Raw genomic sequence first — 15,730 nt, 5'->3', positions numbered from 1 at the left:
CGGTAAAGCACCTGATCAGGGGCTTAGCCGGAGTTGATCAACAACGGGTCACCAATTCGGACCGCACTCGCGGAACGGGCCCGCGTCAGAGGTTCTTGATCTCCAGCTCGGCGATCGCGGTCTTGGCGACCTCACGGCCGCGCTCGGTGAAGTCGCCCTTGCTCGGGTAGTCGATCCACATCTTGTACATGTCGCCGGACTTGGTCTTGTAGTAGAAGACCTTGGCCTCGCGCGGCTTCAGTTGATCCGAGTCCGAGTCGTCGACGTAGGTGACCGTGTTCTCGGCGGACTCCCGGTCGTTGTACGAGGTCTTCACCGTTCTGCTCCGGGGAGCGGGATCCTCGGCCATGTTCGTGTCGTCGCCGTTCTCGATCCCGTCACTGTCGCTGTACGCCTGCGCGGCCGCGGACCCCGCCATCTCACCGGCGCTGTCCTCGGACTTCTTCTCCAGGTTCAGGTTGATCGAGATGGCGGTGCTCGGGTCGGTGTACCTGACCCAGTGCTCCGTCGCGACAGAGCCGTCCGGCTCGGACTTCACATAGTCCGGCGGTGCCGAAAGCGTCACGCCCAGCGCCTTCTCCTCGTGCTGCTTCCAGCTGTCCGCCTCGGCCGCCTCGAACGGGTTCATGACCACGAGGACGCCTGCGACCACGGCTGCGACGACCACCGCGCCGATGCTGATCAGGGACTTCCGGCCGAGGGTGACGCCCTTGCCGCCCGAGGCACCGCCCCCGCCGACCTGGACGACCCGCGTCGGCGCCACCTCCGGCGGCTTCGCCGCTTCCTCCAGGAGGGCGCGGACCTGTGCCGCGCGCGGGCGCTGGGCCGGGTCCTTGGCCAGGAGTCCGTTGATCGACTGCGCCAGCGGGCCCGAGGCCGAAGCGGGGGCCGCGGGTGTCGCGTTCAGGACGGACTGCAGCGTCGCGGGGGTGTTGTTGCGGCGGAACGGCGAGACGCCCTCCGTCGCGGCGTAGAGGACCACGCCGAGCGACCAGAGGTCGGATGCCGGTCCCGGGCGCTGGCCGAGGACCCGCTCCGGGGCGATGAACTCGGGCGAACCGACGAAGCCGCCCGTGTCCGTCAGGTTCGTCTCGCCCTCGATCTGGGCGATGCCGAAGTCCGTGAGGATGACGCGGTCGTGCTGCCCCAGCATCACGTTGTCCGGCTTCACGTCACGGTGCAGGATGCCCGCCTGATGGGCGGCGTCCAGAGCGCCGAGCACCTCCAGGCCGACGCGGGCCGCCTCGCGGGCGCTCAGGGTGCCCTCCTGGAGCGCGGCGCCGAGCGAGCGGCCCTGGACCAGCTCCATGACGATCCACGGCTGGCCGTCCTCGACCGCCACGTCGTGGACGTTGACCACGGCCGGGTGGTCGAGGCGGGCCGCGGCGCGCGCCTCGCGGCGCATCCGCTCGAAGACGTTGGTGCGCTCGCGCTCGGGCAGGTGGTCGGGGATGCGGGGTTCCTTGACCGCGACGTCGCGGTCCACCGTCTCGTCCTTCGCGCGCCAGACCGTGCCCATGCCGCCGTGGCCGAGCTTGGAGAGGAGGCGGTAGCGGCCCGCGATCAGGCGGCCCGCGCCCGGGTCCGGCTCGGACGGCTGGTTCGGCACCACCTGGGTGGGCTGGGCGTAGGGCGACGGGGGCGGCGTCGGCGCGGCCGGCTGCTGAGGGTGCGACACCTGCGTGTGTGACTGCTGCTGGTGCGGCGGCTGCTGGTGCTGGTGCTCCTGCTGGGCGTACGGGTTCCCGTCCTGACCCTGCTGCCCACCTTGCCCCGGTACGGACGACTGCGGAGGCTGCAGTCCGAAACTGGTCGGTTCGTACGGGCCGTAGTTGGCTCCCCCGTCATTACTCATGCCCACATCAGTACCTTGCCGAAGGCCCCCGCTTCCACTCGGGTCACCGACTTGTGACAGGGGTGATGCGCCGGGCCGAGCCGCAACGACGCACGGCGTGACGTCAGCGGCATACGGCGTGACGTCAGCGGCGTACGAACGAGTCCACCGCCGTGTCGAAGTACCGCCTGCCCTGCTCGGCCTTGCCGACCGGCGCCGAGACCCACACGTCGTACATCCGGCCGCCCTCCTCCCAGCACAGGTCGTACGTGTGCCGGGCACCCTCCGCCTCCGTGAAGCCGTCCCAGCTGAACTGCCAGAGGGCCGCGGGCCGTCCGTTGTGCGAGGTCTCGCTGACCTCGCCGTCCCGGTAACCGGGGTTGTTCTCCGGCCCCTTGGCGGCGGAGCGGCGCTGCACGGCGAGCGGGCCGCCCGGCTCCGGGGCCGACTCCTTGATGCCGATGCGGTAGGTGCCGCCGGGGGATTTGTAGAAGGTGCGGGGCCCGTCCAGCTCGCGCGTGAAGCCGTCCGGCACGGCGAGCGTGAAGCCCCTGGGGTCCTCCGCCACGCGGTAGCCCTCGGGGGCCTCGGGCGTGGAGGGCTTCGGTGTGCGGGAGCCGCGCGTGACCGTCACCGTCGGGGTCGGCGAGGGCGACGGGCTCGGCGTCCCCGTCTGCGCGGTCTGCGAACTCTGCGAGGCCGGCGTCGACGGCGTACCGCCCTTCCCGTCGTCGTCCCTGCCCAGCAGGACGGCGGCGGACACCCCGGCCCCGGCCACCGCGGCCACGAGCGCCGCGGCGATCAGCATGACCCTGCGCCTGCCCCGGGAAGGCCCCGGCGGGTGCGCGGGCGGACGCGTGGGCAGGTCACGGTAGGTGGGCGTGTAGCCGCCGAGCCGCCCGCCCGGCAGCGCCGACGGCTGACCGCCGGCCCGGCCCGCCGGTGTCGACGGCATCCGCCCCGTCTCGACGTACGTCCGCAGCAGCCGCACCGCCTCCGCCGCCCCGAGCCGCCGGTCCGGGTCGCGTTCGAGGAGGCCGAGGATGACGGGCAGCAGCGGTGCGGCGGCCGGCGGCGGGCGGATCTCGTCGAAGACGACGGCGTGCAGCACGCCGCCGATCGAGTCGCGCCGGAAGGGCGACTCGCCGGTCAGCGCGGCGACGAGGAGCGCGCCGAGCGACCAGAGGTCGGACTCGGGCCCCGTCCGCTCGCCCGACATGCGCTCGGGCGCGGTGTATTCGGGCGAGCCCACGAACGACCCGATCTCCGTGAGCGTCGTCGCCCCGCTGACCTGCGCGATCCCGAAGTCGGTGAGGACGACGCGCCCGGTCGCCTCCTCCATGAGGACGTTCGCGGGCTTGATGTCGCGGTGCAGGACCCCGGCGGCGTGCGCGACGCTCAGCGCGCCGAGCAGATCGATGCCCATCCGGGCCACGGCCCGCGCGTTCATCGGGCCCGAACGCGCGATCCGCCCGGCGAGCGAACCGCCCTCGATCAACTCCATGACGATGTACGGGTGGTCGCTCTGCACGACGACGTCGTGGACGACGATGATGTGCGGGTGCCGGAGCTGCGCCGCCGCCCGCGCCTCGCGCAAGGTGCGTTCGCGCTGCTGCATCGCGTCGGATTCGGAGAGCGTGTCGTCGAGCGCCAGTTCCTTGACGGCGACCCGGCGGCCGAGGAACTGATCAGTGGCCTGCCAGACGACGCCCATGCCACCCCTGCCGAGCCGCACATCCAGACGGTAACGGCCAGCTATGACCCGGGCGTTGTCCCCCACGCTCCCCATGCGGCCATCATGCCCCACACGTGTGCGAACGGACCCTCCGGACCTGGGCGGCGGACTGGTTCAGGCCGCTCGTCCCGGCCGCCCCGGCGGCGGGCCAGGGCCTCAGCCCTCCACCCAGCCCCGGAGTATCGCGTCGAACTGCTGGCGCGCCTTGTCCCAGTCGGCGGCGGGGGACGACATGTAAATCACGTACTCGACGCCGCCACGGCTGAGATAGGACTGTGAGATGGCGCGGCGCGGGCCCGCGGTCGTGTCGTTCGCCCCCGCCGTCCAGCTGAACTCCCAGAGTGCGCCCGTCCGATCGCGGTAGGTGTTCGAATCAAGCTGCAGCCTCTTGTAGTCGGGCAGCTTGACCTTCAGATTCCTCTCCAGGTCCAGCTGGTGCGTGTAGGGGCTCTCCCACGTCGTGTTGCGGTCGACGCTGATGCGTACGAAGTGCCGTCCGTGGTCCGGGGTGTAGTCGATCTGATTTCCGTCGGCTTCCCGCTCCCAGCCCTTGGGCAGCCTGAGCTTGAAGCCCTCGGCATCCTCCACCAACGGCCAGTCCTTGGGTATGCCGCCGACCGCCTTGCCCGGCGCTCCGTCACTGGACTGCTCCGTACGGCCGTCGTCGCCGTCCGCGTAGTACAGGTAGCCCGCGGTTCCGCCGCCGAGCAGCACGGCCGCGGCGACCACCGCGATGATCGCGGCCCGCTTGTGGCGCTTCGGAGGGTGACTCGGGTATTGGTGCGACTGGTGCGACTGGTGTGCCTCGTGTGACTGGTGGGTGCCGTGGACGACGGTGCCGGAGTCGTAGGGCGCGGAATTGAGGCCGGTGCCGTTTCCTGTCGCGCCGTTTCCTGTGCGGCCGTTTCCTGTCCCGCTGTTCCCGTGGACGACAGTGCCGGGCTCCACCGAGTGGTGGCCGTACTGCGGTGTGTGCTGGTGCCGGGTCTGCGCTTGGGGCTGGGGCTGCGGCTGTTGTTGCTGTTGCTGTTGCTGCTGGGACGTGGAGTGGATCTGCGTCGGCACGTACGCCTGCGCCCCGCTCGGCTGTCGCCCTTCCGCTGCCTCGGCGAGCATCAGCTCGGCCTCTTCCGCGGTCGGCCGGGTGTCCGGGTCCTTTCGGAGGAGCGCGCTGATGACAGGGGCGAGCACCCCCGCGTACTCGGGCGGCGCGGGCTCCTCCGTGACCACGGCCTGCATGGTGCCCAGCGGGGACGTGCGCCGGAACGGGGAGTTCCCCTCGACCGCCGTGTACAGCGTGGCGCCGAGGGCCCACAGGTCCGACGCAGGGCCCGGGTTGGCGCCGCTGACGCGCTCGGGCGCCAGATAGTCGACGGAGCCGACGACCTCGCCCGTCCGCGTGATCGTCGAGTCCCCCTCGATCGCGGCGATCCCGAAGTCGGTGAGCAGAATGCGCCGGTCGTTCGACAGGAGTACGTTGCCGGGCTTGACGTCACGGTGCAGGACCCCGGCCGCGTGCGCCGCGCGCAGGGCCTTCAGCGTCCACAGGCCGATGCGGGCGGCCTCGGCGGGCTCGATGCGGCCCTGCTCCTTGACGGCGTCCGCGAGCGAACGGCCCTCGACCAGCTCCATCACGATCCAGGGCCGGTCGTCGTACTCGAGGACGTCGTGGACGGTGACGACCGCGGGGTGGTTGATCCGGGCCGCGGCCCGCGCCTCCGCGTGCGTACGCGCGAAAAGGACCGCGCGGTCGGCCTCCTGCACGAACTGCGCGGCCGTCAGCTCCTTGACGGCGACGACCCGGTGCAGCACCTCGTCCCGCGCGCGCCACACCCGTCCCATGCCACCGCGCCCGATGGACTCTCCGAGCCGGTAGCGGCCCGCGAGGAGCAGGCCCTGCATCTGATTCACGATCCCCCGCAATGGTTCTGACATGGCCCAGGTTAGGGAGCCGGTGGCGTGCGGGGAACCTCCGGGGGTGCTCGGAGACCTCACTGTGACGCGTGACGCAACGACACCGAGCCGCTCCCGCGGCCGAGAAGCTCCGCGAAACGTCGATCAGGAACAGTCAAATACCGTGCCCGATGCATCACATGATGACTGATGAGGGAGGGAAACCGGTCAACGGTTCAATCAGTGACCTGATAGGTCGACGAGGCCTGCTCGTAGAACCGGTCCACTTCGTCCCGCTCGGCCTCAGGTCCCCGGATCTGCACGACGTGGTACTTCCCGCCGACGATCATCGCGAGATTGCGTACGAAGATCTCGCCGCCGCCCGAGGCCTGCCAGGTGAACTGCCCCTCACCCATGACCCGTCCACCCACATCGATCCTGCGCATCCCGGAGGACTCCGCCCAGGTCGAGTCGCGGAACGGCTGCAGCTCGCGCTCGTGCTCGCGCTGGTACTTCATGGGGTCGCTGCCGTACTCGTCCGTGCCGTCCCGCCCCGGCACGACGATCAGCTCGAAGTCGCCCTGCGTGTAAAGGACCTGACCCCGCCCGTTCTTGGGCTGCCGGTCCCAGCCGCTCGCGACGGCGACCCGGAAGCCCTCGGCGTCCTTGCGGAGCGTGAAGCCCTTCGGCAGCGCGGGTCCGCTGGTCTGCGGCTGCTGCGAGTCGGGGCTCCTCTCCGGCTTGTCGCTGGGCTTGTCACTGGGTTTGTCGCTCGGCTTGTCGCTGGGCTTGTCGGACTTGCCGTCCTCGCTGGGCCGGGCGCTTGAGCTGCTGCCGGGGTCCCCGGCGGATCCGGCACGCTCGCTGCCCCTGTCCTCCCCCGACTTGGGCATGAAGGCCACGGCGTACGCGATCGCCGCGACGAGCCCGACCAGGATGAGGAGGAGCAGGAGGCGCCCCAGGGAGCGCGGCCGTCCCGTACCGCTGCGCTTGGGCGCGCGCGCGCGTGGAGGTGCGGGTGCGCGCGGGGGCGCGGGTGCCGAGGCGAACGCGGACGAGGGCGCGTTGGCCATCGGCCTGGCTTCCCGCCCTCGCTTGGGCTGCTTCGCCAGCTTCGACTGCTTCGACTGCTTGTGCTTGTGACGCCCGTTCTGCCGGGAGTTCGGCATGGGGGCGGGGTCGGCGGGCGCGGCGGCGCGCCGCTTCTTGCGACGTACGAGAACACCGCGACGGCGGACGACAGGCAGCCGCCTGGCGTCGAACGGCGGCGCGGGCACGACGTTCGCGCCTGCTTCCGGCTCGGGCGCCGAGCGGACCAGCGACCGCAGCCAGCCGTTCAGCTCCTCGAAGTCGAGCCGCTCCGTGGGGTCCTGGCGCAGCAGCGACTCGACGACGGGCCGGAGCGGACCGCACTCCTCCGCGAAGGCCGGCGGCTCGGCGCACACCAGCTGGACGAGCTCGAAGGTGCTCTCCTCCGGGTAGGGCGCGTGGCCCTGCACGGCCCGGAACAGCAACGCGCCGAGCGCCCAGAGGTCGGTGGCGGGTCCGATGGGCGGGGCGAGCTGCCAGTTCTCGTGCACGGGCCCGGCCTGCTCGGGCGCCCACCGCTCGGTCACGGCGCCGACCACGGTCATACGTGCGTGCCGGGCCCGCTCGGCGGCAAGAGCGGTGGCGGGCCCGCGCCGGGCCCCGCTCCGCTCGGCGACGAGGGCGTCCCAGTAGCTGTGGCCGGACGAGGGAGGGGACGAGGAAGAGGAAGGCGAAGGGGATGGGCCTGGGGCTGGGGCTGGGGATGGAGCTGGGCCTGGGGCTGGGGCTGGGGCTGGGGCTGGAGCGGGTGTAGCGGGTGTAGCGGCAGCCGCGGGGGGAGGAGTGGTGCGGCCGGGGGCAACGCCCTTGCCCGCACCTGAACTCGACTCCCCCGCGCCTCCGCCCCTCGGCACGGCCCCGTGCCACTGCTTCGTACCGCCGACGCCATACGGATCCATGATCCGCCCGGCAACCTCGGCCTCACCACTGTTCCCGCCCTCCGCGCCGTACCCACGCGGCCCATCATCGTCGTACGTCTCGTACGTCTCGTAGGTCTCGTACGTCTCGTACGCCCCGTGCCCCTCACGCGCCCCGAACGACCCGCCGTCCCGGGGCCCCGGCAACTCCGCACCCGTCGATGCCCGGCCCCGCCGCCCCTCTTCCTCGCTCACCCGCGCCGCGGCCCGTGCCCCGGCGCGATACGCGGCTATGGCGTTGGACCGTGTCGCCCGCACAGCGCCCCCGGGCTCAGCGGCCGGGGCGGCCTCGATCGCGGCATGCCCACGCGAACGATCGCTCTCATCGACCTCGTAGGCCCCGTCAGGCGTGTAAGCCGCGCCGGGCGCATAGGGCTCGCCAGGCGCATCGGCCCCGCCAGGCTCACCCGCATCCTCACCCGCGTCGGGCCCCGAGCCGTCGTCCCCACCCCCATCCCCACCCTCAAAACCCGCGAGGTACTCCTCGGGCCGAGGGTCGTACCCGCACAGCGCCTCTTCCGCCGCGCCCGCCGCCAGGCCCGTGAGGACCACCCGGCCGTCGTCGCAGACCAGGACCGTGCGGGCGGTGATGTTCCGGTGGACCCAGCCGTGCGCGTGCAGCACCCGCAGCGCCGTCACCACGTCCGACGCGATCTCCGCCGCCCGATACGGGCTCAGCGGCCGGTCCGCGAGCAGCGCGGCCAGCGGCCTCGCCGCCACCAACTCGCTGACTATCCACAGCGAACCGCCCTCGGCGAACACGTCGAAGACCTGGTCGAGCCGCGGATGGTCGGGAATCTGCGCGGCGGCCTGCGCCGCCTCTATCGCGCGCCGCACCGCCGGGTCCGACGGCCTGCGCGTCGTGCGCGCCGACGGCCGTCGCACCGCCCCCGCGCTCACGAACCCGGCCGGAAGCTCACCCTCCGGGAGGTCCCGCTCATCGAGCTCAAGCACTTCCGCGTCGACGACCTCAGGCAACGGCACCTGCCTGACCAGGACTTCCTGCCCGCTGTACGTGTCGAAGGCGCGGGTCTCCGCGAGTTCGTACTCATCCGCAGGAGGCAGCGGCAGGCGATAGCGGTCGGCGAGTACCCGCCCCGCGTATTCGTCCACGACGCCTCCCCCGTCCGCCCGGTGGTCAATTCCGTTCGTCTAACGCCTTGTTGCGGCTGCGTACGGTCCGCAGTCACTCACGATACGTGCCGGAGGCAAACCACATTGAGGGGATGCGAGATCTCGCCGAGACCCTTGGCTATTTCTGCTGGCTGCTTCCTTCGGCTACTTCCTCCGGCTGCTTCTTCAGCTACTTCTTCGGCTACTTCTTCGGCTCGAACGACTTCGTGAAGGTCCGCCACGCGTCCTTGCGCTCGTCGCTGCCCCACTTGCCGTCCTTGGCCGTGTACATCATTCCGTAGCCCAGGTGGTCGTTGACAACGAAGCCGCGGTCTATCGAGCGGTACTTCGTGCCGCCGTCGACGTACGTGAACTCCCAGTCGGCCGTGTTCCAGCCGCGGAAGTCGACCTTCTCTATCCGGATGCGCTTGTACTGCGACCGGACCATGTACGACTCCTGGCTCTTCCAGTCGCTCACGGGGTCGGACTTCGGGGTGGGGGTCCAGCCGATCAGCAGCTTCTGCCCGTTCGGCCCGGTGAAACGCGCGCCCGCGGCAGCCGTGGACTGATACTTCCAGCCCTTGGGCAGGCCCACCGAGAATCCCTGGGAGTGCTTGTACGTCGACTCGGCACCGTCGCCCGGCTCCTTGCCGGGGTCGTTGCCGCTGCCCTCGTCGCTGCCGTCCGGATCCTTGCTCTCGTCCGCGCCGGGGCTCGCCCCCGAACCCGTGCCCTTGTCCGCGTCGCCCTTGTCCTTCTCGGCACCGTCGTCCTTCCCGGCGCCCTGGTCCTTCTCCTTGTCCTTCTCACCGCTGCCCGCGGTGGCCCCGCTGGACGCGGCCTTGTCCCCGCCGTTCTTGCTGTCCTGCCCGCCGTTCTCGTCCCCGCCGTTCAGCGCGAAGGCCAGCACGGTCCCGAGCACCGCGAGCACGAGGGCCACCGAGATGATCACGAGCGTGCGCCGCGGCACCACGTCGGTGAGCGAGGCCTTGGGAGGCGTCGCACGCGGCGGAGTCGCGGGAGGCGGCGGAGTGGAAGGAGAGGCAGCAGCAGGAGCAGCAGCGGCCGTCCCAGCCGCACCGGTACGCGACGGCTTCCCCGCCACCGCACCAGATGCGGCCCCAGACCCAGACCCAGCCCCAGAACCGGACTTGGAGTTGGAACTGGAACTGGAACTGGAACTGGAATTGGATTCAGAGGGCGAAGCAGGACCGGAAGCAGCCGTCCCGGCGCCCGCACCCGTGCCCGCACCCGCGCCCGCACCCCGCGCGGTAGCCGCAGCCGCGGCCTTCCGCACCGACCGGAGCGCACCCTTCAGCCGCTCGGCGGCCTCCTCGCCCTTGCGGCCACCGGAGTCCACGGAGGATCCAGCGGTCTCGGAGCTCCCGGCGGCCTCAGACGTGGCCGCAGCGCCACCCGCAGCGCCACCCGCACCAGCGGCACCAGCGGCGCCGCCACCGGCCGCACCAGCCCCGGCCGCACGGCCGACGCCTCCCTTGCCCCTGCCCTTGCTCTTGTCCTTCCCGAACCGCTTCCCCAAGGCCGGCGGCACCGGAGGCAACGGCACGACCTTCGTCGCGTCGACCGGCTCCGGCTCGTCCTTGACCTCGGGCGCGTGAATCACGTCGAGCAGGAGCGCACGCGCCCCCGCGTCGTCCAGCCGCTGCTCGGGGTCCTTGGCGAGCAGGCCGTAGATGACCTTCTCCAACGGACCCGCGTTCGTCGGCTGTTCGACGTCCTCGGTCATCACCGCGGTGAGGGTCGCGATCGCCGACCCCTTGTCGTACGGAGGAACGCCTTCCACCGCCGCGTACAGCAGCCCGCCGAGCGACCACAGGTCGGCCGCCGGACCAGGCTTGTGCCCTCGTGCACGCTCCGGCGAGATGTACGAGGGAGCGCCGACGAGCATGCCGGTGGACGTGATCGACGGGTCGCCCTCGACCTGCGCGATGCCGAAGTCCGTGAGGACGACCCGGCCGTCCTCGGCGATCAGCACGTTCGACGGCTTCACGTCGCGGTGCAGAATTCCCTCGCGGTGCGCCGAGCGCAGCACGTCGAGCACCGCGAGCCCGACCTCGGCCGCGCGCCTCGGCGTGAGCAGCCCGTCCTCGCGAATGGCCTCGGCGAGCGACTTGCCCTCGACCAGCTCCATCACGATCCACGGCCGGTCGTCCTCGTCGACCACGTCGTACACGGTCACCGCGCTGGTGTTGCGGATCCGCGCGATCGCCTTGGCCTCACGCAACGTACGCGTGATGAGCCGACGCTTCTCGTCCTCGTCGATGCTCGAGGGAAAGCGCAGCTCCTTCACCGCGACGGTCCGGCCGAGTGTCTCGTCCTTGGCGCGCCAGACGGTTCCCATTCCGCCGCGGCCGAGCACTTCTCCCAGCCGGTAACGCCCGGAGAGGAGACGTTCGCTCTTGTCCTGACGGGACTGACCCGCCTGCTCCGCGTCCGACATGCGTCCCCTCTGCTGCTACCGCTGCTACCCGCGCAACCCGCCCTGACAGAGCCTCCATTGTCCCTTACTCAGGGACCGGTCTACGCCCAGGGTCCAACGTCCCTCATGATGGGCTCCGCACAGGGAGGGACCGCCATGCCCATTCCGCGGACACTGCTGGCCGTACCCCTTGCGGTGACCCTCATCGGCCTGACTTCCGCCAGTGCGCCGCTGGCCGCCAAACCGGCCACGGACGCCACTCTTCCGCTGCTCGTCACCCGAGGCAAGGCCCCCGCCGCGGCTCTGTTGGCCCGCGAAGCCCCATGGTCAACAACCGAGCCGGGCGCCCCGGACCCACCACCGGGACAGCGGGCGGCCCAGCGGCCCCACTGGCACTTCGCGCAGGCCAACCAGCCCACGGCTGACGACACCACCACGGGCCCGGACAGAAACCAAGCACCCGCGACCGAAATAGGAAGCGCAGGAAGCGGCGCCGACACCGGCCACGACACCGGCGACGCCACCCGCATCCGCCGCACCGACCACTTCCGCGCCGGAAGCATCACCAAGACGTTCATCGCGACGGTCGTACTCCAACTCGCCGCCGAACACCGTCTGTCCCTGTCCGACTCCGTGGAACTCCACCTGCCCGGTCTCATCCGCGGCAAAAGTCTCACCGGCCGCGCTCTCACTCTGCGCGCCCTGCTCACCCACACCAGCGGCCTCGCGGACTACACCACCGACACCAAAGGCCTCGCCCCCCTCACTCCGGCGGAGGCGGTCCGCACCGCCCTCGCCCGCCCCGCGACCACGCCGGGCCGCTGGTCGTACTCCAACACCAACTACGTCGTCCTCGGCATGGTGATCAAACAGGTCACCGGCCGCTCCTACGCCGCCGAGACCGAACGCCGCGTCATCACCCCCCTTGGCCTGTCCGGCACTTCCTTCCCCGGCACCCGCACCACGCTCCCCGCCCCGCACGGTCGCGCGTACACGAGCGAGGGCCAGGACGTCACCGCCCTCAACCCGGGCGTCGCGGGCGCCGCGGGCGAGCTGGTCTCCACACTCGCCGACCTGAACCGCTTCTACGCCGCCCTCCTCACCGGCCGGCTGCTCCCCGCGCCCCAGCTGCGGCAGATGCTCAACACCCGCACCGCGGAGGGCCGGTACGGCATGGGCCTCTACCCGCAGAAGCTGCCCTGCGGCACCACGGTCTGGGGCCACAGCGGCCGCATCGCCGGAAGTTACGTCCGCACGGCCGCCACCCGCGACGGCGACCGTGTCCTGACTTTCCGGGTCAACACGGACGGGATAGCCGACCCGGACCTCGAATCGACCCTCCTGGCGGCCGAGTTCTGCGCATCCGACCCGGCCGACAGGTGAGGGCGAGCCGGGCACGAGCCGGGGGCGAGCCGGGCACGAGCCGGGGGCGAACGGCTAGAGCGGCACGATGTCCGGCGCGCCCAGCCTCGCCGCGTCCGCCGTCAGGTCGTCCGGCTGCCGCTGCGACTCCCGCTCGGCCTCCACCCGCTTCTCGTAATGCTGCACCTCCCGCTCCACCTGGTCCTTGTCCCAGCCAAGGACCGGCGCCATCAGCTCCGCGCACACCCGCGCACTGCGGGTGCCCCGGTCGAACGTCTCGATCGAGATGCGCGTGCGCCGGGTCAGCACGTCGTCCAGATGCCGTGCCCCCTCGTGCGACGCGGCATAGACGATCTCGGCGCGCAGATAGTCGTCCGCGGCCTGCAGCGGCTCGCCCAGCGTGGGGTCGGCCGTGACGAGGGCGAGGACTTCCTCCGCCAGCGAGCCGTACCGGTTCAACAGGTGCTCCACGCGCACCACATGGAGCCCGGTGCGTGCGGCGATCCTGGCGCGCGCGTTCCACAGCGCCTTGTACCCCTCGGCGCCGACCAGCGGAATGTCCTCGGTGACACAGTCCGCAACCCGCTGGTCGAGGGCGTGCACCGCCTCGTCCACGGCGTCCTTCGCCATCACTCGATACGTCGTGTACTTGCCGCCCGCGATGACCACGAGGCCCGGCGCGGGATGCGCCACCGTGTGCTCGCGCGACAGCTTGCTCGTGGCGTCCGACTCCCCGGCGAGCAGCGGCCTGAGCCCCGCGTACACCCCTTGCACGTCGTCCCGTGAAAGGGGCACCGCGAGGACCGAGTTCACATGCTCGAGCAGATAGTCGATGTCGGCGCTGGACGCCGCGGGATGCGCCTTGTCCAGGTCCCAGTCGGTGTCGGTCGTCCCCACGATCCAGTGCCGTCCCCACGGGATGACGAAGAGGACGCTCTTCTCGGTGCGCAGGATCAGGCCGGTCGTCGAGTTGATCCGGTCCTTGGGCACGACCAGATGGATGCCCTTGGACGCCCTGACGTGGAACTGTCCCCGCTCGCCGACCATCGCCTGGGTGTCGTCCGTCCACACACCGGTGGCGTTGACCACCTGCTTGGCCCGGACCTCGTACTCCCCGCCGCCCTCGACGTCCTGCACCCGGGCGCCGACGACGCGTTCGCCCTCGCGCAGGAAGCCCGTCACACGCGCGCGGTTGGCGACCTTCGCGCCGTACGCCGCCGCTGTGCGCACCAGTGTCGCCACATAGCGGGCGTCGTCCATCTGCGCGTCGTAGTACTGCATGGCCCCCGTCAGCGCGTCCTTCTTCAGGCACGGGGCGACGCGCAGGGCGTGACGTCGGGTCAGATGGCGGTGCATGGGCAGGCCTCGGCCGTGGCCCCGCGACATCGACATGGCGTCGTACAACGCGACGCCCGATCCGGCATAGATCCGCTCCCAGCCCTTGTGCTGCAAGGGATACAGGAACGGCACCGGCTTCACGAGATGCGGGGCGAGCCGCTCGAGGAGCAGGCCGCGCTCCTTCAGCGCCTCGCGCACCAGCGCGAAGTCGAGCATCTCCAGATAGCGCAGGCCGCCGTGGATCAACTTGCTCGACCGGCTCGATGTGCCCGACGCCCAGTCCCGTGCCTCGACGAGGCCGGTGGAGAGGCCGCGGGTCACGGCGTCGAGTGCGGTGCCCGCACCGACCACTCCCGCGCCCACGACCAGGACATCCAGCTCCCGCTCGGCCATTTCCGCAAGTGACTCGGCACGCTCCGCCGGTCCCAAGGTCGCTGTCCTCACCGCTGCCTCCCGTTAGCTGTCGGGTGTGGTCGCGCTCACATCATGCCCAGATTCTGGTCAGGTCCGCTGAGTTCGGTCGCCGCCTGTGGACAACACGCGGCCAACACTCCGAGGCCTGGCGCAGCGCAATGCCGCATAACGGTCATATTTACTCCTAGTCTGACATTGCGCTGGTCCACCTTGTCCACAGGGCTTGCGCGCTCGTCCCGCTCCGGCTATTGGGAGGACGGCCCACCGCCATGCCCGCAGATCTCGCCGTCATCGGTCTCGGCCACCTCGGCCTGCCCCTCGCCCAGGCCGCCGTCTCCGGCGGCATCGCCACCATCGGCTACGACCCCGCCCGCGCCGTCGACCTGGCCGGCGGCCGCCTGCCCTGCGACGGCGCCGAGGGAACCCTCACCGCCGCCGATGTCCGCCGGATGCTCTCCAGGGGCTTTCGGCCCACCACCGACCCGGTCGAGCTCGGCCGGGTCCGCACCGCGGTCATCTGCGCTCCCACCCCTCCGGCGGCCGACCGCACCCTCGACCTGAGCCAGGTGGCCGAAGCCGCCCGCGCCCTGGCCGCGCGCCTGCGCCCGCACACCACGGTCATCCTCGAGTCCCCCGCCTACCCGGGGACCACGGAGGAATTCCTCCGCCCCATCCTCGAAGAGGGCTCAGGCCTGCGCGCGGGCCGCGACTTCCACCTCGCGCACTCGCCGGGCCGCCTCGACCCGGGCAACCGCACGCACGGCTACGCGGGCACCCCCAAGGTCATCGGCGGCCTCACCCCGGCCTGCACCGAATCGGCCGCCGCCTTCTACGGCCGCCTCACCGACAAGGTCGTACGCGCGCGTGGCCCCCGCGAGGCCGAGACCGTGCACCTCCTGGAGACCAACTACCGGCACGTGAACATGGCCCTGGTCAATGAGATGGCCGTGCTCTGCCACGACCTGAGCATCGACCTGTGGGACGTCATCCGCTGCGCCGAGACCAAGCCCTTCGGTTTCCAGGCCTTCCGCCCGGGACCCGGCGTAGGCGGCCACGGTGTCCCCCTGGACATCCCGGGCCCCGGCCGCGGCGCCCGCCCCCTGCGCATGGTGGAACTGGCCCAGCAGGTCAACGACCGCATGCCCCGGTACGTGATCCAGCGCTCGGCGACCCTGCTCAACGAACACGGCAAGTCCGCCCGCGGCGCCCGCGTCCTGCTCCTCGGCGTCACCTACAAGCCCGACCTCGCCGACCAGCAGGGCTCCCCCGCCCAGGAGGTCGCGACCCGCCTGATGGAGATGGGCGCCGCCGTCAGCTACCACGACCCCTATGTGCCCAGCTGGAGCGTCCTCGGCCACCCCGTGCCCCGCGCGGACTCCCTCTACGAGGCGGCGGCCGACGCCGACCTCACGATCCTGCTCCAGCACCACCGCACGTACGACCTGCAGGGTCTCGCCGTGAAGGCCCAGCTGCTCCTCGACACCCGGGGCGCGACCCCGGCGGGCGCGGCCCACCGCCTGTAGCCGGGCACGCGCGCGTGCGGCTCACCGCATGCGTGTGGGGCCCGGACGCATCGGCGTCCGGGCCCCACATCG

General features: G+C 71.4%; 8 protein-coding genes. 2 read left to right on the top strand and 6 right to left on the bottom strand.

Features of this window, described 5'->3' with window-relative positions:
- Nucleotides 1–85: 85 nt before the first annotated feature.
- From AC07AG_RS11500 to AC07AG_RS11480, 5 genes are all read right to left on the bottom strand, one after another.
- Nucleotides 86–1,855: a serine/threonine-protein kinase gene (locus tag AC07AG_RS11500; protein WP_478754149.1), complete on the bottom strand. Its 1,770-nt coding sequence runs from the start codon at nucleotides 1,853–1,855 to the stop codon at nucleotides 86–88.
- Nucleotides 1,856–1,979: 124 nt separating this feature from the next.
- Entirely contained in the window at nucleotides 1,980–3,623 is a 1,644-nt protein-coding gene (locus AC07AG_RS11495) for a serine/threonine-protein kinase (RefSeq protein ID WP_478754147.1), read from the bottom strand.
- A gap of 102 nt (nucleotides 3,624–3,725) precedes the next feature.
- A complete protein-coding gene (locus AC07AG_RS11490; RefSeq protein ID WP_478755503.1) occupies nucleotides 3,726–5,471 on the bottom strand; it encodes a serine/threonine-protein kinase in 1,746 nt (581 codons plus the stop codon).
- Between the two features lie 227 nt (nucleotides 5,472–5,698).
- Entirely contained in the window at nucleotides 5,699–8,581 is a 2,883-nt protein-coding gene (locus AC07AG_RS11485; protein WP_478754145.1) for a protein kinase, read from the bottom strand.
- Between the two features lie 202 nt (nucleotides 8,582–8,783).
- On the bottom strand, nucleotides 8,784–11,042 hold the full coding sequence (locus AC07AG_RS11480) for a serine/threonine-protein kinase (protein WP_478754143.1): 2,259 nt from the start codon (nucleotides 11,040–11,042) through the stop codon (nucleotides 8,784–8,786).
- A gap of 135 nt (nucleotides 11,043–11,177) precedes the next feature.
- Between AC07AG_RS11480 and AC07AG_RS11475 the strand changes: the two genes are divergently transcribed.
- A complete protein-coding gene (locus tag AC07AG_RS11475; protein ID WP_478754141.1) occupies nucleotides 11,178–12,404 on the top strand; it encodes a serine hydrolase domain-containing protein in 1,227 nt (408 codons plus the stop codon).
- Nucleotides 12,405–12,458: 54 nt separating this feature from the next.
- On the opposite strand, the gene AC07AG_RS11470 is transcribed toward AC07AG_RS11475, so the two are convergent.
- Nucleotides 12,459–14,165, bottom strand: a complete 1,707-nt coding sequence (locus AC07AG_RS11470; protein WP_478754139.1) for a glycerol-3-phosphate dehydrogenase/oxidase — start codon at nucleotides 14,163–14,165, stop codon at nucleotides 12,459–12,461.
- Nucleotides 14,166–14,404: 239 nt separating this feature from the next.
- Here AC07AG_RS11470 and AC07AG_RS11465 point away from each other — a divergent pair, with 239 nt between their 5' ends.
- Nucleotides 14,405–15,658, top strand: coding sequence for a nucleotide sugar dehydrogenase (locus AC07AG_RS11465; protein ID WP_478754137.1), 1,254 nt, complete (start codon nucleotides 14,405–14,407; stop codon nucleotides 15,656–15,658).
- Nucleotides 15,659–15,730: the final 72 nt, after the last annotated feature.

The organism is Streptomyces sp. NPDC044044, from assembly GCF_056434405.1.
This window is presented reverse-complemented; position numbering and strand designations above follow the sequence as displayed.

Bases quoted from the DNA above. Each gene is read 5' to 3' on its own strand.
- AC07AG_RS11475 (WP_478754141.1), top strand. From the start codon at position 11,178: ATGCCCATTCCGCGGACACTGCTGGCCGTACCCCTTGCGGTGACCCTC.
- AC07AG_RS11480 (WP_478754143.1), bottom strand. From the start codon at position 11,042: ATGTCGGACGCGGAGCAGGCGGGTCAGTCCCGTCAGGACAAGAGCGAA.
- AC07AG_RS11490 (WP_478755503.1), bottom strand. From the start codon at position 5,471: ATGCAGGGCCTGCTCCTCGCGGGCCGCTACCGGCTCGGAGAGTCCATC.
- AC07AG_RS11500 (WP_478754149.1), bottom strand. From the start codon at position 1,855: ATGAGTAATGACGGGGGAGCCAACTACGGCCCGTACGAACCGACCAGT.
- AC07AG_RS11495 (WP_478754147.1), bottom strand. From the start codon at position 3,623: ATGGGGAGCGTGGGGGACAACGCCCGGGTCATAGCTGGCCGTTACCGT.
- AC07AG_RS11465 (WP_478754137.1), top strand. From the start codon at position 14,405: ATGCCCGCAGATCTCGCCGTCATCGGTCTCGGCCACCTCGGCCTGCCC.